Genomic DNA, 16,801 nt, shown 5'->3' on the forward strand with positions numbered 1-16,801 from the left:
GCACAGGATAAAACGCTTTTCCACATGCTGTGAATAAAATTTTCCCACTGAATCGTGACGGAGATCGTAATTTCGTCTTAAGGGCAAGATCACAGTCTGAAATAGTTATAACCACTTACAAATCAATCAATTAAGCGATTATTGTAAATATTCACGTCGTATTTAGCGCGCAGGGGTTTTTCCAGAGCTTGTGGATAACTCTGTTCAAAACAGTTTTAAACAACGGGGAAAACGCCGTCAGAAGCTTGCAGGCGCATTGTGGATAACCTGTAAGATAACTGCATCAGACAACAAGCATTATCGCTGCTAGCGAGGCGTGCAAAATTTCCAGAAAAAAACGGTGTCGCATGCGATCAAAAAAGATCTGCAGCAGTTTTAATTCTGATTGCGCCTAAGGGCAAATAACATTAGTGAATATGAAAATCTGGAGCGGGAAACGAGACTCGAACTCGCGACCCCGACCTTGGCAAGGTCGTGCTCTACCAACTGAGCTATTCCCGCATAATCTTCGTATTTTAGTCTGCTACTGCGTTGGCTGCCTTCACTCACCCAGGTCACTTACTCATGTAAGCTCCCAGGGATTCGTTCAGTTGCCGCCTTGTTGCAAACTAAAATACTCGATTCTGACTCTTCGTATTTTTGTCACAACAATCACGCTAACGACTAAATCCGTGATTTGGATGGTTTACTACAAACTCTGGAGCGGGAAACGAGACTCGAACTCGCGACCCCGACCTTGGCAAGGTCGTGCTCTACCAACTGAGCTATTCCCGCATTAGAGGTTTACTACTCAACGAAAGTTTGGAGCGGGAAACGAGACTCGAACTCGCGACCCCGACCTTGGCAAGGTCGTGCTCTACCAACTGAGCTATTCCCGCATAATCATCGTATTTGTATTGGTTACTGCGTTGGCTTCCTTCACTCAATCAGGTCACTTACTGAAGTAAGCTCCCAGATATTCGCTCAGTTGCCGCCTTGTACCCAACTCAACTACTCGATTCTGAACTTCGCCGTACTACTTTACTTCTCCGTTCCACATGAAATTCTTCACCGGTACGGGGTGCGCATTATACGAGAAATCCTTTCAGTCGCAAGAGTCTAAAAGCAAAATTTTGCGCTTTCCGCGCGTTCGCTGCTTTTATCGACAACCTGATGATTTCCTGCGCACCCGCGGCGGTTAAAGCTGCAGGAAGTGCTCGCGATAGTACGCCAACTCGGCGACGGACTCGCGAATATCATCCAGCGCCTGATGGCTACCGGACTTTTTAAAACCTGGCAAGATATCTGGTTTCCAGCGGCGCGCCAGCTCTTTCAGCGTGCTGACATCAAGATAGCGATAGTGGAAATAGGCTTCCAGTTCAGGCATGTACTTAAACAGGAAGCGACGATCCTGACCAATACTGTTGCCGCAAATCGGCGAGGTGTTCGCCGGCACCCACTGTTTCAGGAACTCGATGGTGGCCAGTTCCGCCGCACGGTCATCGTGCTCGCTGGCTTTGACGCGCGCCACCAATCCGCTATTGGTGTGCGTACGCACGTTCCAGTCATCCATCAACGCCAACTGATCGTCAGATTGATGCACCGCGAACACCGGGCCTTCTGCCAGGATGTTAAGGTTGGCATCGGTCACGATGGTAGCGATCTCAATAATGCGATCGCGTTCCGGATCCAATCCGGTCATTTCGAGGTCGATCCAAATCAGATTGTTTTCATTTCCAGCTGTCATGCGTTTCCCGCCTGTTGCCAAAGTCGTCATTAAACTCATTTCAGGTGTATCATAGACGTTTTGCCCAGCAGGGCGAAACCTGGCGAAAGCCGTGAGAGGATGCGTGAGTAAAAACAAACTGTCGAAAGGTCAACAACGTCGCGTAAGCGCCAACCATCAGCGTCGTCTGCAGCAACGGAGCGATAAGCCGGAGCCGGATGATAGTCTGTTTGGAGAAGCAGCTGATGGCGTGGTGATCAGCCGTTTCGGCATGCACGCAGACGTGGAAGATAGCGAAGGCGTTGTACATCGCTGTAACATCCGCCGCACCATTCGCTCGCTGGTCACTGGCGATCGCGTTTTATGGCGCGCTGCTATTGGCGGCGGCAAAGGGATCGTCGAAGCGGTACACGAACGTAAGACGGTGCTAACGCGCCCAGACTTCTATGACGGCGTGAAACCGATCGCCGCCAACATTGATCAGATCATTATCGTTTCGGCGATCCTGCCAGAGCTGTCACTCAACATCATTGATCGTTACCTGGTCGCCAGCGAAACCCTTGGCGTGGAACCGCTGCTGGTGCTCAACAAAACCGACCTTTTAGATGCCGAAGGCCGCGCGTTTGTTGATGAGCAGATGGAGATTTATCGCAACATTGGTTATCGCGTCTTGATGGTTTCCAGCCACGCCAAAGATGGCCTGGTTGAACTGGAAAGCGCCTTAACCGGCCGCGTCAGCATCTTTGCCGGCCAATCTGGCGTGGGTAAATCGAGCCTGCTGAATAACCTGCTTGGCCTGGAGGTAGCGGCTGAAATTCTGACCAACGATGTGTCGAACGTTTCTGGATTAGGTCAGCACACCACCACCGCGTCACGCCTCTACCACTTCCCGGCGGGCGGCGATGTGATCGATTCACCGGGCGTGCGTGAGTTTGGTTTATGGCATCTGGAGCCGGAACAAGTGACGCGCGGCTTTGTCGAATTCCGTGAATTCCTTGGCGGTTGCCGTTTCCGCGACTGTAAGCACGATACCGATCCTGGCTGTGCCATTCGCGAAGCGGTAGAAGAGGGCAAGATTGATATCTCCCGCTTCGATAACTACCACCGAATTCTGGAAAGTATGGCGCAGGTAAAGACGCGTAAAAACTTTTCCTCCGACGCAGATTAAGCAGTACAACGGCACATTCGCCAACGCGCTGGGGCGCTGCTACAATCCGCCCCCTTTTTTGTTAACGACACGTAATTAAGCCAGGAGGCAACGGTGTTTGATCGTTTTAAACTCGGCCTGAATCATATTTTGCCTAAAAAAGGCCTCACCGAACTCGCCGGTTGGGGTGCCAGCCGCCGTGGTGGCTGGCTCACTAAAGCGGTCATCGACCTATTTGTCTGGTACTACAAAGTGGATATGGCGGAAGCCAGCAAGCCACATACCGGCAGCTACCGCACCTTCAATGATTTCTTCGTGCGTCCGTTAAAAGAGGGCGCGCGTCCGATCGATACTGATGCCTCTTTACTGGCGCTGCCCGCCGATGGCGCGATCAGCCAACTGGGCCGCATTGCCGGCGATCAGATCTTCCAGGCCAAAGGCCACACTTACAGCCTGCAGGCGCTGCTGGCCGGTAACGACGATCTGGCGGATCAGTTTCATGACGGCGAGTTTGTTACCACTTATCTCGCCCCGCGCGATTATCACCGCGTGCATATGCCGTGTAACGGCATCCTGCGCGAAATGATCTATGTGCCGGGCGATCTCTACTCCGTCAACCCGCTGACCGCACGTAACATTCCGAATCTTTTTGCGCGTAACGAGCGCGTGATCTGCGTATTCGATACCGATCATGGCCCGATGGTGCAGATCCTTGTCGGTGCCACCATTGTGGGTAGCATCGAAACCGTGTGGGCGGGCACCATTACGCCACCGCGCGAAGGGGTAATTAAACGCTGGCGCTATCCGTCTGCCGATCATGATGGTGCGGTGGTGCTGCTGAAAGGCCAGGAAATGGGTCGCTTCAAGTTGGGTTCAACGGTGATCAACCTGTTCGCGCCGAATCGCGTGAAGCTGGCAGAAAGCCTTGAAGCCGAAAGCAAAACCCGCCTCGGTCAGCCGCTGGCCATCGCCCTGCCTCAGCCTGGCGACAGCGTCTCACTTAGCAAATAACCCGGAATCTCTCCCGTGCGTGTTTTCCTCTCCTTGCTGCTGAGCCTTGTGCTCAGCAGTTCTGTATTTGCAGCCACCGTTCCGCAATCCAGCCAGCTAAAGCAGGAACTGGATGCGGCTAAATCGGCGAAAAGCTCACCCGCGCAAACCGAGCAGGTGCAGGCGCTCGAATCGGCGATTAATTTCCTCAACGAGCGCGATGAGTCGCTGGAGCGCGCGAAGCAGTATCAGCAGGTGATTGATGATTTCCCGCGGCTGGCGCGCGAATTACGTCAGCAGATCGCCACGCTGACGGACAGCAGTAAGGCAGTGCGCAGCAATATGAGCAGCGCCGAGCTGGATCAGGAGCTGTTGCAGGTCAGCAGCCAGCTGCTGGAGGAAGGCCGCCAGGCGCAGCAGGAGCAGGATCGCGCGCGCGAGATCAGCGATTCACTGTCGCAGCTGCCGCAGCAGCAAACCGATGCACGCCGGGCGATGACCGAAAGCGATCGTCGCGCGCAGAGCGCTTCGACGGCGACTACGCCGCTGGCGCAGGCGCAGATTTACGCGCGTCAGGCGGAAAACGCCGCCAACAAAGCGCGCGTGGACGAGTTAGAGCTGGCGCAGCTTTCGGCGAATAACCGTCAGGAACTGGCGCGTATGCGCGCTGAGGTGCATCAGCGCAAAGCGACTCAACTGGATAACTATCTGCAGGCGCTGCGCAATCAGCTCAACAATCAGCGCCAGCGCGAAGCTGAACTGGCGCTGGAGCGCACCGAGCAGTTGGCGGAAAACAGCGGCGATCTGCCGAGTTCGATCAGCGATCAGTTCCGCGTTAACCGCGAACTCTCCGCAGACCTTAATCAGCAAGCGCAGCGCATGGATTTAGTCGCTTCGCAGCAGCGTCTCGCCACCAATCAGACCTTGCAGGTGCGTCAGGCGCTGAGCACGCTGCGTGAGCAGTCGCAATGGCTGGGGGCGTCCAATCTGTTGGGCGAAGCCTTGCGTGCGCAGGTTGCCCGTCTGCCAGAGATGCCGAAATCTCAGCAGATCGACAGCGAAATGGGCCAGCTGCGGGTGCAGCGTCTGCATTATGAGGATCTGCTGGAGCGCCAGCAGGAACTGCGTAAAGCCAAACAGGATGACGGCACGCCGTTCAGCAGCGATCAGGTACGCATCCTCGAAGCGCAACTTAAAACCCAGCGCGAACTGCTGAACTCACTGATTTCCGGTTGCGATACGCTGATTCTGGAAATCACTAAGCTCAAAGTTTCCAATACGCAGCTGCAGGATGCCTTAGCCGAAGTTAAAGATGCGACGCATCGCTATCTGTTCTGGACCGCTGACGTTAATACCATCGGCCTGAATTTCCCGGTGGAGATGGCGCAGGATCTCAAGCGTCTGTTGTCGCTGGATACCGCCGGCCAACTCGGCAAAGCGCTGGCGATGATGTTTACCAATCGCGAAACCGTGTTACCGATTATTGGTGCGATTCTGCTGGTTGGCTTCAGCATCAGCTCGCGTCGTCACTACAACGCCTTTATGGAGCGCTCCGCCAGCCGCGTCGGCAAAGTGACGCAGGATCGCTTCAGCCTGACGCTGCGCACGGTATTTTGGTCAATTCTGGTGGCGGTGCCGCTACCGGTATTGTGGGCCGCGCTCGGTTACGGTTTACAGCATGCCTGGCCTTATCCGTTCGCCGTGGCGATTGGCGATGGCATCACCGCCACGCTGCCGCTACTGTGGGCCTTTATGATCAGCGCCGCGTTTGCACGTCCCGATGGCTTGTTTGTGGTGCATTTCCGTTGGCCGCAAGCGCGCGTGGCGCGTGCCATGCGCTATTACTCGCTGTCGGTGGGGCTGATTGTGCCGCTGATCATGCTGCTGATCGCCTTTGCCAATCTCGACGATCCGCAATTCTCCGGCACGCTGGGACGCGTGTGCTTCATCCTGATTTGTGGCGCGCTGAGTATCGTTACCGTTAGCCTGAAACGCGCCGGTATTCCGCTCTATCTGGATAAGGAGGGCAACGGCGATAACTTCGTAAACCGCATTTTGTGGAACCTGATGATCGCCCTGCCGCTGGTGGCTGCCCTCGCCTCCTGCATCGGTTATCTCGCCACCGCGCAGGCGCTGCTGGCGCGTCTGGAAACCTCGGTGGGCATCTGGTTCTTCCTGCTGGTGGTGTATCACATCATCCGCCGCTGGATGCTGATTCAGCGCCGCCGCATCGCCTTTGACCGTGCACGTCAGCGTCGTGCCGATATGCTGGCCAACCGCGCGCGCAGCGAAGAAGAGAAAGAGCAATCAACGCCAGCGAATGCCGACACCATCGAAATCGATGAGCCAAGCATTGATCTTGATGAGATCAGCGCACAGTCGCTGCGTCTGGTGCGTTCAATCCTGACGCTGATTGCGCTGGTTTCGGTGATTGTGCTGTGGTCAGAAATCCACTCGGCGTTTAGCTTCCTTGATAACATTCCGCTGTGGAATGCCAGCACCACCATTCAGGGTGTGGACAGCGTGCAGGCGATTACGCTGGGTGCGGTGTTGATTGCGATTCTGGTGCTGATCATCACCACGCAGTTGGTGCGTAACATGCCCGCGCTGCTGGAGCTGGCGCTGTTGCAGCATCTCAGTTTGGCGCCGGGCACCGGTTACGCCATTACCACTTTGACCAAGTATGCTTTGATGCTGATTGGCGGCTTGATTGGCTTCTCAATGATGGGCATTGAGTGGTCGAAGCTGCAGTGGCTGGTTGCTGCGTTGGGTCTGGGGTTGGGCTTCGGGATGCAGGAGATTTTCGCTAACTTTATCTCCGGCCTGATTATCCTGTTTGAGAAACCGATCCGTATTGGCGATACCGTGACCATTCGCGACCTGACGGGCAGCATTACGCGCATCAACACGCGTGCCACCACCATCACCGATTGGGACCGCAAAGAGATCATCGTGCCGAATAAGGCTTTCATTACTGAGCAGTTCGTGAACTGGTCGCTGTCGGATTCAGTGACGCGTGTGGTGCTGACGATTCCAGCGCCCGCCAGAGTCAACAGTGATGAAGTGACCAACATTCTTAAGCAAGCGGCCGATCGCTGCACCTACGTGCTCGATATGCCGGCGCCGGATGTGTTCCTGGTCGATCTGCAGCAAGGTATTCAGCTGTTTGAACTGCGCGTGCATGCGGCGGAGATGGGGCATCGCATGCCGCTGCGCCATGAACTGCATCAGCTGATTCTGCGCGGCTTTGAGGAGCACGGCATTGAGATGCCGTTCCCACCATTCCAGGTACGCATGGAGACGTTAGGAAAGCAAAACCCCGCGACTAACGGTGCGCCCGCCAATAAGACCTTCAAATCTGGCGGATTATAAAACAAAACGCCCGGCAGATGCCGGGCGTTTTTTATTGCCGCTCGGAGTTTATCACTTCACAAACTCTTCGCCCTGCGAGATATCTTTCTTCAGCGTTTCCAGCATGCCGTTTAGCGCCTGCTGTTCAAAGGCACTTAGCGTGCCCAGCGGACGGCGTTCAACGATGCCGTTTTTGCCCAGCAGCAGCGGCTGCGAGAAGAAGCGGGCATATTCGCCATCGCCTTCCACATACGCGCACTCCACCACGTTGGCTTCGCCTTGCAGGGCACGAATCAATGACAGGCCAAAACGGGCCGCTGCCTGTCCCATCGACAGCGTCGCCGATCCGCCACCGGCTTTGGCTTCCACCACTTCGGTGCCCGCATTCTGAATACGTTTGGTGAGATCCGCCACTTCCTGCTCGCTGAAGCTCACGCCTTCCACCTGCGACAGCAGCGGCAGAATCGTTACGCCGGAATGCCCGCCCACCACCGGCACTTCAATCTCGTTAGGCTGCTTGCCTTTTAGCGCCGCGACAAAGGTATTGGCACGGATGATATCGAGGGTGGAAACGCCAAACAGGCGATTCTTGTCATACACGCCGGCTTTTTTCAGCACTTCGGCCGCAATCGCCACCGTGGTATTCACCGGATTGGTGATGACGCCAATCAGCGCTTTTGGCGCGGTACTGGCAACCTGCTCGATCAGGTTACGCACGATACCGGCGTTGACGTTAAACAGGTCGGCGCGATCCATGCCCGGCTTACGTGCCACACCCGCGGAAATCAGCACCACATCAGCACCATGCAGCGCAGGCGTAGCATCTTCACCGCTAAACCCTTCCACGGTGACTGCCGTTGGAATATGACTGAGATCGACCGCCACACCGGGCGTTACCGGGGCGATATCGTAAAGTGAGAGAGCTGAGCCTGCGGGTAATTGCGTTTTGAGCAGCAGTGCGAGCGCCTGGCCAATACCACCAGCGGCACCGAGAACGGCAACTTTCATCCTGAACTCCTTATTAAGGTGGGGCAGAGATATGCCGAAAATCCATCAGGTTACGAGTTTAATCAACTTCTCAGGCGATAGCGACTAAACCTGTCGCGCACTAAACACTACGCCGCAATCGGCTCCCGAGACATCTCCACTTCAGAAGTCGCCTGAATGATTCATTCGCAGCCAGAAGACAATGGACGGCAATGATCATCGATATTGTTGTTACCACTTCAATAATATAACAACTTCGCAACCTTCGCTTTGCGCGTCCACCCGCGATTTTGGTGCAACATCATATTCTGTTATGATGCCCGCCCCGCAGGTCATTACCGCGATTCTCTTACCAGACTTATTGCATAAAAATTCATCTAAATGCATAATAATTTATCTGCCGTGGGCCTGTTGCCCTCTGCAACCCCTTTTTAATTGGTAGCTTATGCGAAACCCATCGAAACAAGACGACTTGATTAAGGCGTTTAAAGCCTTATTGAAGGAAGAGAAATTCAGCTCCCAGGGCGAAATCGTGCAGGCGCTGCAGGAAGACGGCTTCGAGAATATTAATCAGTCCAAAGTTTCTCGCATGCTGACCAAGTTTGGCGCGGTGCGCACGCGCAACGCCAAGATGGAGATGGTTTACTGCCTGCCTGCTGAACTCGGCGTGCCCACCACCACCAGCCCGCTGAAGAATCTGGTGCTGGATATCGATTACAACGATGCGTTAGTGGTGATTCACACCAGTCCGGGCGCGGCGCAGCTGATTGCGCGCCTGCTGGATTCGCTGGGCAAAGCGGAAGGCATTCTCGGCACCATTGCCGGTGATGACACCATCTTTATTACTCCCGCGCGCACCTTCTCGGTAAAACAGCTGTACGACGCGATCCTGGTTTTATTCGAACAAGAGCTATAAAACCCTGCTGCATACCGGCAGTTCCTCTGCCGGTAATCTTGCCCTTTGCGCTTCATTCGTAACCATTCTGTTACAAATCCCTTTGTAAATAATAAGTTATCCATATGCCTGTCGGTTCTTTTCAGCCGCTATCATTGGTACGACCTTTGTGCCCCTTTAACCTTATGCGCTATTTTACGCTGCTTTACACATTGTGCTCAGTGTCTTTCCCTTCTCTATCTGTATCAGCCAGCGAGATCAACCACGATCTTTCGCACTAAAAGATAATTTGATGTAGATCATTGTTTTTACGGTGAAATAACCACCTCTGGTTAAGATCCAGGCGTTTTTTATAACTTCAGGTTCTAAAAAAGTGCCATAAGGATAAAGAATTACAACCAAACATTATTAGCTCGGTATTAATTTCATGGGTGATTAGATCTATACTTGTTTTCGTGATGCAAATCACACGAAAGAAAAAGATAAAAACAGACGACGAGGAAAATTATCATGAACGTTAAAACTACTATCGCGACTTTAAGTGTTCTCTCTGCCCTGTCATTTGGTGCTTTTGCAGCAGATTCTATTAATGCCGAACAGGCAGCGAATCTGCAACCTGCGGGCACCATCAGCGTCAGCGGCGTGGGCGGTTCTCCAATGGATATCCGTCAGCAGTTAAACGATAAAGCCGACCAGCAAGGTGCTAAAGCCTATCGCGTGGTTGAGGCGAATACCGGTGACAGCTACCACGCAACCGCTGAGCTGTACAAATAAGTTATTGGCTTAAAAAGCAATGTGAACGGCGACCCGTTTGAGACGCTCTTGCCTCTCAGGTTGCCGGCCCCCATTTCAGGAGAGTGAATCATGAAAACCAAATTAGCTATCGCAGTACTGGGCCTGGCTTCTGTTCTTTCTTTTGGCGCGAATGCCGCCAGCCTGGTTTCAAACCAACAAGCTGAACAGCTGCAATCTCTGAACCAAACCATCAGCGTGAGCGGTGTTGACGGCGACCAGACCAACGTGCGTCAGGAACTGTCACAGAAAGCCGATGCGCAGGGTGCCAGCCATTACCGCATCATCGAAAGCAACCGTGGCGATACTTTCCACGTAACTGCTGAACTGTACAAATAATCACTAATTGAACGTCCGGTGCCTTGATGGCGCCAGGCAATAGATCGACGACCCGCCACCCCTTTTCTGCCGCAGGTTGTTGATTAAACGAGGAGAAAATTATGAAAATCAAAACAACCATCGCAACTGCTACCCTGCTTTCCCTGTTCGCCTTTGGTGCTTCTGCAGCACAACTGGTCACCGAACAACAGGCGCAGAATCTGCAACCTACCGGCAGCACCATTTCAATCAGCGGAACCGGCGGTTCGCCAATGGACTATCGTGCCGAGCTTTCTCAGAAAGCGGATGAGCAAGGTGCCAGCGCTTACAAAGTGATTGAAGCGAAAACCGGCGACAGCTACCACGTGACAGCTGAGCTGTATAAGTAATTCCTCGTCAATTAAGACGAACCCTTTGGCCCCGCTCGCCGGGGCCCTTTTTACTTTATATTGAAGCGGAGCTGGCCTTCCAGCTCCTCTTCTGCTTCATCAAATAGCAGGATTAATGCGCCATACCGGCGTTTCTGCCCTTTCCCCAGATTTACAAATTCAATCTCCAGCGGCAACGGCAGTTGCTCACCGACAATCGCACCCCAAAGATCGTCAAGATCGTTGATGGCGAGATCGGCTAACGCAAAACGATCGCTAAACTGTCGATAAAAATGGGCTTGATCGACAATCTCGTCGAAATCGAAACGCTCGGTTCTCATCATGACGCCCTCTTGGTTGTTGCGGCTAGCTGAGTCCGCCGAGGTGCAACGCTTTAACTTCCAGATACTCTTCCATCCCCAACACCGATCCTTCGCGTCCCAGTCCAGACTCTTTCACGCCGCCAAACGGTGCCAGCTCAGTGGATACCGCGCATTCGTTAATGCCGATCATGCCCGCTTCCAGCGCCGCTGAGACGCGGAACACCCGTTGCAGATTCTGCGTGTAGAAGTAAGCCGCCAGGCCAAATTCGGTGTTGTTGGCGCGCGCAATCACCTCGGCTTCATCGTCAAAGCGGAAGCAAGCCGCAACCGGACCAAACGTCTCTTCCTGCGCCAGCTTCATCTCTTCATGCGCTTCGCCAATCACCGTTGGTTGCCAGAAGTTGCCGCCAAGAGGATGACGTTCGCCGCCGACCAGCAATTTGCCGCCTTTACTCAATGCATCTTTGACGTGCTCTTCCACTTTCTCCAGCGCGGACGGCTCAATCAGCGGGCCAACGATCACGCCTTCTTCCACGCCATTTCCGACTTTTAGTTTGCCCACCGCATCGGCCAGTTGACTAACGAAGCGATCGTAGACCGCGTTATGCACATAGAAACGGTTGACGCTGACGCACACCTGTCCGGCATTGCGGAATTTGTTGGCAATCGCGCCCTGCACTGCCGCATCAATATCGGCATCATCAAACACGATATAAGGCGCGTTGCCGCCTAACTCCATCGAGACCTTTTTCATGGTTTCAGCCGCATTACGCATCAGCGTTTTGCCCACCGCGGTGGAACCAGTAAAGGAGATTTTGCGCACCGCCTTGCTGGCCATAATCGCGTCGCTAATGGCATGCGTATCGCCCGCCACTGCATTGAGTACGCCATCAGGCACACCAGCTTTCTGCGCCAGCGCCAGCAACGCGAAGGCGCTCAGCGGTGTGTTGTTAGCGGGTTTGATGATGCCGGTACAGCCTGCGGCCAATGCGGGGCCAAGTTTGCGCGTCAGCATCGCCATCGGGAAATTCCACGGCGTGATCGCCGCGACCACACCAATTGGTTCGCGCGTCGCCAGAATGCGCGAGCCCGGTTTAGCCGGCGGGATGATTTCACCGTTGGCGCGTTTCGCCTGCTCGGCAAACCACTGAATAAAGCTGGCGGCGTATTCCACTTCACCTTCGGCTTCTTTAAGCGGTTTACCCTGCTCGGCCGTCATCAACTGGCCGAGCCAGCTTTTGTTCTCGATGATCAGCTGATACCAGCGATAGAGGATTTCGGCACGCGCCTTGGCGGTTTTATCGCGCCAGGCGGGAAACGCACGCTGCGCAGCGGCAATCGCCTGTTCGGTTTCTTGCTGGCCGGCTTTCGCCACGTTAGCGATAACTTCGCCGGTGGCAGGATTGGTCACCTCAAAGGTGGCGCTGGCGTTATGCCATTGACCATCAGCAAAATAGCCGGTCTTGAATAATTCGTGTTGTTGCAGGGAAGTGGACATCGGTTTTCTCCTGTCAGTTTGCGTCCTGTCAGGAAAGTATAGATGCCAATATCAGAGGTTTTTGTGTCAGCGTGGGATCTAAAAGGCCGCTGCAGGTTGCAGCGGCCAGTTTCAGATTTGTATTAAGGTGTTCTGATACTTATCCAGCATCAGCGCCAGACGTTTCACCGGCTCGGTGACGTTATCAGGCGCAGCATAGTGCTGCAGCTTTTCCTGATACACATCCAGCTCCTTCAGCAGCCGCTCGAAGTAATAGCGCCGCTTATCATCGCTGGTCGCGGAGATAATGCGGTCGGCGGTGTAGCGCAGCTGGCGGTGATAGGCCGAGAGATCTGCATTCACCGGCACTTCGGCATTGCGCAGGCGTTGATGGCCGATAATCAGCGTCAGCGCGATACGGTATTTATCGATATCGCCGGGGAACAGGTTGAGCAACAAAAACAGTTGCTGATACAGCGCCGGCAAGTGGTTTTCACGACGACGCGCCTGATTAGTGGTCAGCGCAGCAACTGCGGCATACATAAAGCGATTCAGCAGTTTACGTCCGGTACGCTCTTTGGATTTATCGCGAATCAGCAGAATCACCATCATCGCTACAAAGCAGCCAATCACCTGGCCCAACACGTTATCAAGGAATACGTTGAACTCGAACTTCATCGGGTTATCCAGCACCAGCACGTTGATGGTACCAATCAACGCCCCCAGCGTACCCAACTGACGACGCTGCACGAAGATGCCACCGATAAAACCCAGCGCGCCGATGGCGATACACAACAGCAGCGCACTTTGCTGGGTCGCGGGCAGAATAAAGATGAAGTAGAGCGCGCCGAGCGGCACCGCAACCGTCATGCCGTAAAGGAAGTCTTTCGCCATCATCAACGGATTTGGCATACGCATCGCCAGCGCGGTGATCACCGCCAGCATCACCATGCAGCCGCTGCCTGATGTCCAGCCGGTATACAGCCAGAACAGCGATCCCAGCGCGGTGGCGACGAAGGTACGTATACCGTTGATCATCGCGTGATGGGTTTCCGCAGAACGCGCCTGAATCACTACCTCGCGCTGCAGAATGCTCTCTTCCAGCGGGGTGATGCGGCTATTACTTTTAATGCCGTTAATCAGCAGCAGATATTCAGTGGCCGCGCCGACCCAACTCGCTAGCGTCACCGGCACGGTTTTGCTGCTCACGCCAATCAGGCGACGCATCACCTTCATGCGCTTATGCACATCGTTGACGCTGTTGACCTCTTTTTCGATCAGCAAACGATAGTGCGGTGGAATGTATTCCGGACGCGAGTTTTGAATCAGGAAAGTTTCGGCGGCCTGCGTGATCAGCGTCAGCGATAAGGTGTTGAGCATTTGCAGGCGGCGGCTGGAGTTTTTCCAGCGTGAGGATTCCATCATCAGCTGGCCGCGCATGCCGTTGAGTGCCGTGGTGCGACGCACTAACGCGCTCCAGGCCTTGTCCACTTCCTCTTTGTCTTCATGCGCGACGCACAGCTGCAGCAATTTGTAGTGCGCCACCAGCAGCGCATCCACTTCCTGCTCAATCACTTTTTTGATCGAACGCGGCGAGAACAGCATGTCGGCGAGGATGGCACACAGAATACCGATGACGATTTCACTGCAGCGCTCAACCGCGTACTGCGGAGCCAGCGTTAAGCCGCCGCTGGCATCCGCCGTCACCACGATGATCAGCGCGGTGTAACCGGCAAGGCCCAACGCATAGGAGTTTTCGACTTTGATCAGCGAAGAGAGCCACACGCACATGCCGGCCCACATACAGCACAGCAGCAGCATCACCACCGGCGCGCGCACCGTGGCAATCATGATGGTGAGCGCGGCGATACAGCCAATAAAAGTACCGATGATGCGCAGAATGCCGCGATAGCGCAGCGCGCCAGAATAGGGATCGCCCCCCGCAGCAAAGGCGGTACCACCGGCCACGATGCCGGCGGTCATTACCGCCCAACGCGGCGTTTCCAGATTGAAGTGAAAGCCAATCATCAACGCCGCAACCAGCGCGAAGGTGAGCTTCACCGGGAAACGCAAAAACTCAATCATATCGCCCTCGCTTAACCAAACTCACGCAGGCGATTGAACAACTGTGCCAGCGGCGAGACTTTGGTTTCGCGATCCTGCGCACCGGTGATCACCACCGTCGCCGTGGTCCCCGCCGGGAAGCGGTTGCCCGGTTGCTCGTCGAGACGAATACGCACCGGCACACGCTGCGCCAGACGCACCCACTCCAGATTCGAGTCGATGGTTGCCATGCCTTTGCTGTCGCTGGTGCTGCTGCTGTTGGTTACGCCCGCCGCGATGCTGTCAACGGTGCCGCGCAGTACCGCGTTGCTCCCCAACGGCGTGATTTGCGCGCGGAAGCCCGGACGCACGCCATCCAGCTTGGTCTCTTCCATATAGGCCAGCACATAGAAGGAGTGCTGTTGCACCAGCGCCACGGCTACCGAGCCGCGCGTGATGAATTCGCCCTGATAGACATTGAGGTTGGTGACCCAGCCGTCAGATGGCGCTTTGATAGTGGTGCGATCGAGGTCGATCACCGCCAGGTCGCGCGTGGCCACAGACTTCGCCAGCTGATGCTCGCTGGTTTGCAGATCATTATTGGATTGCTCAATCGCTTCACGCGACATGGCGCTGGTACCCAACTGATTGCGGCGACTGGCTTCACGGCGTTTTTCACTCACTAACGCCTGGTAATACTCGACATCCGCCTGGGCTTCGTCCAGCGCTTTTTGGTAGCGCGGACGGTCAACCACAAACAGCGTGTCGCCTTTTTTCACCAGCTGGTTGTCGTGCACCGGCACGTCAGTGATGATGCCGGTGACGTCAGGCGAGATCGCCACCACATCGGCAGAGAATTTGGCATCACGCGTCCACGGTGATTCGGTGTAGAACACCCAGGCGCGGAAGATGATCACGATGGCGATGACAACCAGCAGGAGTGTAATCGCGTATCGCGCGATTTTTCTTATTAGCGCTTTCACTTAAAAAACCTCAGACGAATAAACGGGATACAAGGTAAAACACGCAGCAATACAGCGCAGTGTTAAACAGTGCCGGATGCCAAACCAGATCGTAGATCCCGCTAGGCGTTAGCACGCGTTTCACCAGCCAGAACAGCGCCAGTGAAACCAGTAGTTCAATGAAGATGGGCGGAAAACTCAGCCCGAATACGACAAATACCGGAAGCACACTCATTTCGGATCCTTAGTTCGACCTTGCCGGATTGCACCGATACCTGCCCACGTGCCGTGTAGCACGTTGGGTTTACGATCAGGGGATGACGGATAAACTGATGGCAACATTCAGGCCGCGTTGAGCTAATCATAGCGTATCATCGGGCTAACACAGCCGTGTTCAGGTGCAGTGAAGAGACCCAGCGCGCGTATAGTAACGCGCTTGACTATACGTTTTCTACATATTGTGAGCTAAATCACTTTTTAGCCAGAGTAAACAATGGATCGACTTAAAAGCATGTCCATTTTCGCCAAAGTGGTTGAATTGGGTTCATTTACCGCCGCGGCGCGCCAGCTACAGCTTAGCGTTTCGTCTATCAGCCAGATTGTCGCCAAACTGGAAGATGAGTTACAGGTTAAATTGCTTAATCGCAGCACGCGCAGCATTGGCCTGACTGAAGCCGGAAAGATCTATTTTCAGGGCTGTCGCCGCATGCTGGCGGAGGCGTCGCAGGTACACGAGCAGCTGTACGCCTTTAACAACACGCCGATCGGTATTCTACGGATCGGCTGCTCATCGACGATGGCGCAGAATGTGTTATCAGCGATGACCAGCGAAATGTTACGCGAATATCCGGGTTTGGGCGTCAATCTGGTGACGGGCATTCCTGCTCCCGATTTGATTGCCAACGGTTTGGATTTGGTGGTGCGCGTGGGCGCGCTGCAGGATTCGAACTTGTTCTCGCGTCGGCTGGGTGCAATGCCGATGGTGGTGTGCGCGGCGAAGAGCTATCTGGCGCAGCATGGCACGCCGGAAAAACCCAGCGAGATCGATAATTTTTCGTGGCTGGAATATAGCGTGCGGCCGGATAACACTTTTGAACTGGTTGCGCCGGAAGGATTGGTTACCCGCCTTACGCCACAGGGCCGTTTCGTCACCAACGATTCGCAGACGCTGATCCGCTGGCTGAAAGCAGGTTGCGGTATCGCCTATGTGCCGTTGATGTGGGTGATTGATGAGATCAATGCGGGGGAGATCGATATTCTGTTCCCGCAATATCACTCGGAGCCGCGCCCGGTCTATGCGCTCTATACTGAGAAAGACAAGCTGCCGCTGAAAGTGCAGGTGTGCATTGATTATCTGACCGAGTATTTCAGGCAGGTAGCGCAGCAGTATCAGCAGCATCGGAAAGGTTGAGGGCAGATGTTCAGTTCGCCATACATGGCGAC

Annotated in this window: 15 protein-coding genes and 3 tRNA genes; 8 read left to right on the forward strand and 10 right to left on the reverse strand. The window is 54.6% G+C overall.

Annotated elements, in window-relative coordinates; translation table 11 throughout:
• Window positions 1–425: 425 nt before the first annotated feature.
• The 4 genes from PO881_RS17095 to orn all read right to left on the reverse strand — a co-directional run bounded on the left by PO881_RS17095 (window position 426) and on the right by orn (window position 1,726).
• Window positions 426–501: transfer RNA gene (locus tag PO881_RS17095), tRNA-Gly, on the reverse strand.
• Between the two features lie 197 nt (window positions 502–698).
• Window positions 699–774, reverse strand: a tRNA-Gly gene (locus PO881_RS17100).
• Window positions 775–802: 28 nt separating this feature from the next.
• A tRNA-Gly gene (locus PO881_RS17105) sits at window positions 803–878 on the reverse strand.
• Between the two features lie 299 nt (window positions 879–1,177).
• Entirely contained in the window at window positions 1,178–1,726 is a 549-nt protein-coding gene (gene orn / locus PO881_RS17110; protein ID WP_101762856.1) for an oligoribonuclease, read from the reverse strand.
• Between the two features lie 103 nt (window positions 1,727–1,829).
• On the opposite strand from orn, the gene rsgA reads away from it, so the two are divergent.
• The 3 genes from rsgA to mscM all read left to right on the forward strand — a co-directional run bounded on the left by rsgA (window position 1,830) and on the right by mscM (window position 7,214).
• Window positions 1,830–2,873, forward strand: a complete 1,044-nt coding sequence (gene rsgA, locus PO881_RS17115; protein ID WP_101762855.1) for a small ribosomal subunit biogenesis GTPase RsgA — start codon at window positions 1,830–1,832, stop codon at window positions 2,871–2,873.
• A 93-nt stretch (window positions 2,874–2,966) separates the two neighbouring features.
• A complete protein-coding gene (gene asd, locus PO881_RS17120) occupies window positions 2,967–3,863 on the forward strand; it encodes an archaetidylserine decarboxylase (protein WP_101762854.1) in 897 nt (298 codons plus the stop codon).
• A gap of 15 nt (window positions 3,864–3,878) precedes the next feature.
• The gene (gene mscM / locus PO881_RS17125) at window positions 3,879–7,214 is read left to right on the forward strand and encodes a miniconductance mechanosensitive channel MscM (protein ID WP_280172139.1); all 3,336 of its coding nucleotides are present in this window, start codon (window positions 3,879–3,881) and stop codon (window positions 7,212–7,214) included.
• Between the two features lie 51 nt (window positions 7,215–7,265).
• Here the strand turns inward: mscM and mdh are convergent, their stop codons facing one another.
• A complete protein-coding gene (gene mdh / locus PO881_RS17130) occupies window positions 7,266–8,201 on the reverse strand; it encodes a malate dehydrogenase (RefSeq protein ID WP_217549775.1) in 936 nt (311 codons plus the stop codon).
• Between the two features lie 424 nt (window positions 8,202–8,625).
• On the opposite strand from mdh, the gene argR reads away from it, so the two are divergent.
• The 4 genes from argR (at window position 8,626) to yhcN (PO881_RS17150) (ending at window position 10,574) form a co-directional block, all read left to right on the forward strand.
• Window positions 8,626–9,096, forward strand: coding sequence for a transcriptional regulator ArgR (argR, locus tag PO881_RS17135; RefSeq protein ID WP_008101964.1), 471 nt, complete (start codon window positions 8,626–8,628; stop codon window positions 9,094–9,096).
• Window positions 9,097–9,585: 489 nt separating this feature from the next.
• Window positions 9,586–9,849, forward strand: a complete 264-nt coding sequence (gene yhcN, locus PO881_RS17140) for a peroxide/acid stress response protein YhcN (protein ID WP_101762851.1) — start codon at window positions 9,586–9,588, stop codon at window positions 9,847–9,849.
• 90 nt (window positions 9,850–9,939) lie between these two features.
• Window positions 9,940–10,206, forward strand: coding sequence for a YdgH/BhsA/McbA-like domain containing protein (locus tag PO881_RS17145; RefSeq protein WP_101762850.1), 267 nt, complete (start codon window positions 9,940–9,942; stop codon window positions 10,204–10,206).
• A gap of 101 nt (window positions 10,207–10,307) precedes the next feature.
• The gene (gene yhcN, locus PO881_RS17150) at window positions 10,308–10,574 is read left to right on the forward strand and encodes a peroxide/acid stress response protein YhcN (RefSeq protein WP_008101968.1); all 267 of its coding nucleotides are present in this window, start codon (window positions 10,308–10,310) and stop codon (window positions 10,572–10,574) included.
• A 50-nt stretch (window positions 10,575–10,624) separates the two neighbouring features.
• Here yhcN (PO881_RS17150) and PO881_RS17155 read toward each other — a convergent pair whose 3' ends face one another.
• From PO881_RS17155 to aaeX, 5 genes are all read right to left on the reverse strand, one after another.
• Window positions 10,625–10,894 carry a hypothetical protein gene (locus PO881_RS17155; RefSeq protein WP_271461398.1) on the reverse strand — a complete coding sequence of 90 codons (270 nt, stop codon included), beginning with the start codon at window positions 10,892–10,894 and terminating at the stop codon, window positions 10,625–10,627.
• 25 nt (window positions 10,895–10,919) lie between these two features.
• Window positions 10,920–12,374, reverse strand: coding sequence for an NAD-dependent succinate-semialdehyde dehydrogenase (locus PO881_RS17160; RefSeq protein WP_280172140.1), 1,455 nt, complete (start codon window positions 12,372–12,374; stop codon window positions 10,920–10,922).
• A gap of 111 nt (window positions 12,375–12,485) precedes the next feature.
• Window positions 12,486–14,438, reverse strand: coding sequence for a p-hydroxybenzoic acid efflux pump subunit AaeB (gene aaeB / locus PO881_RS17165; protein ID WP_277974159.1), 1,953 nt, complete (start codon window positions 14,436–14,438; stop codon window positions 12,486–12,488).
• Window positions 14,439–14,449: 11 nt separating this feature from the next.
• Window positions 14,450–15,379 (reverse strand): p-hydroxybenzoic acid efflux pump subunit AaeA, encoded by a 930-nt coding sequence (gene aaeA, locus PO881_RS17170; RefSeq protein WP_101762847.1) that lies wholly within the window; start codon window positions 15,377–15,379, stop codon window positions 14,450–14,452.
• 10 nt (window positions 15,380–15,389) lie between these two features.
• Entirely contained in the window at window positions 15,390–15,593 is a 204-nt protein-coding gene (aaeX, locus tag PO881_RS17175; RefSeq protein WP_021508145.1) for a p-hydroxybenzoic acid efflux pump operon protein AaeX, read from the reverse strand.
• Between the two features lie 258 nt (window positions 15,594–15,851).
• Here aaeX and aaeR point away from each other — a divergent pair, with 258 nt between their 5' ends.
• Window positions 15,852–16,769 (forward strand): HTH-type transcriptional activator AaeR, encoded by a 918-nt coding sequence (aaeR, locus tag PO881_RS17180; RefSeq protein WP_101762846.1) that lies wholly within the window; start codon window positions 15,852–15,854, stop codon window positions 16,767–16,769.
• Window positions 16,770–16,801: the final 32 nt, after the last annotated feature.

This window comes from Pantoea sp. SS70 (genome assembly GCF_029866845.1).
Lineage (GTDB): Bacteria > Pseudomonadota > Gammaproteobacteria > Enterobacterales > Enterobacteriaceae > Pantoea > Pantoea leporis.

What these genes read in the sequence shown, in the direction of transcription:
- PO881_RS17145 (WP_101762850.1), top strand. Translation starts at nt 9,940, where the DNA reads ATGAAAACCAAATTAGCTATCGCAGTACTGGGCCTGGCTTCTGTTCTT.
- mdh (WP_217549775.1), bottom strand. Translation starts at nt 8,201, where the DNA reads ATGAAAGTTGCCGTTCTCGGTGCCGCTGGTGGTATTGGCCAGGCGCTC.
- PO881_RS17160 (WP_280172140.1), bottom strand. Translation starts at nt 12,374, where the DNA reads ATGTCCACTTCCCTGCAACAACACGAATTATTCAAGACCGGCTATTTT.
- aaeB (WP_277974159.1), bottom strand. Translation starts at nt 14,438, where the DNA reads ATGATTGAGTTTTTGCGTTTCCCGGTGAAGCTCACCTTCGCGCTGGTT.
- aaeX (WP_021508145.1), bottom strand. Translation starts at nt 15,593, where the DNA reads ATGAGTGTGCTTCCGGTATTTGTCGTATTCGGGCTGAGTTTTCCGCCC.
- argR (WP_008101964.1), top strand. Translation starts at nt 8,626, where the DNA reads ATGCGAAACCCATCGAAACAAGACGACTTGATTAAGGCGTTTAAAGCC.
- yhcN (WP_008101968.1), top strand. Translation starts at nt 10,308, where the DNA reads ATGAAAATCAAAACAACCATCGCAACTGCTACCCTGCTTTCCCTGTTC.
- PO881_RS17155 (WP_271461398.1), bottom strand. Translation starts at nt 10,894, where the DNA reads ATGAGAACCGAGCGTTTCGATTTCGACGAGATTGTCGATCAAGCCCAT.
- aaeR (WP_101762846.1), top strand. Translation starts at nt 15,852, where the DNA reads ATGGATCGACTTAAAAGCATGTCCATTTTCGCCAAAGTGGTTGAATTG.
- orn (WP_101762856.1), bottom strand. Translation starts at nt 1,726, where the DNA reads ATGACAGCTGGAAATGAAAACAATCTGATTTGGATCGACCTCGAAATG.
- yhcN (WP_101762851.1), top strand. Translation starts at nt 9,586, where the DNA reads ATGAACGTTAAAACTACTATCGCGACTTTAAGTGTTCTCTCTGCCCTG.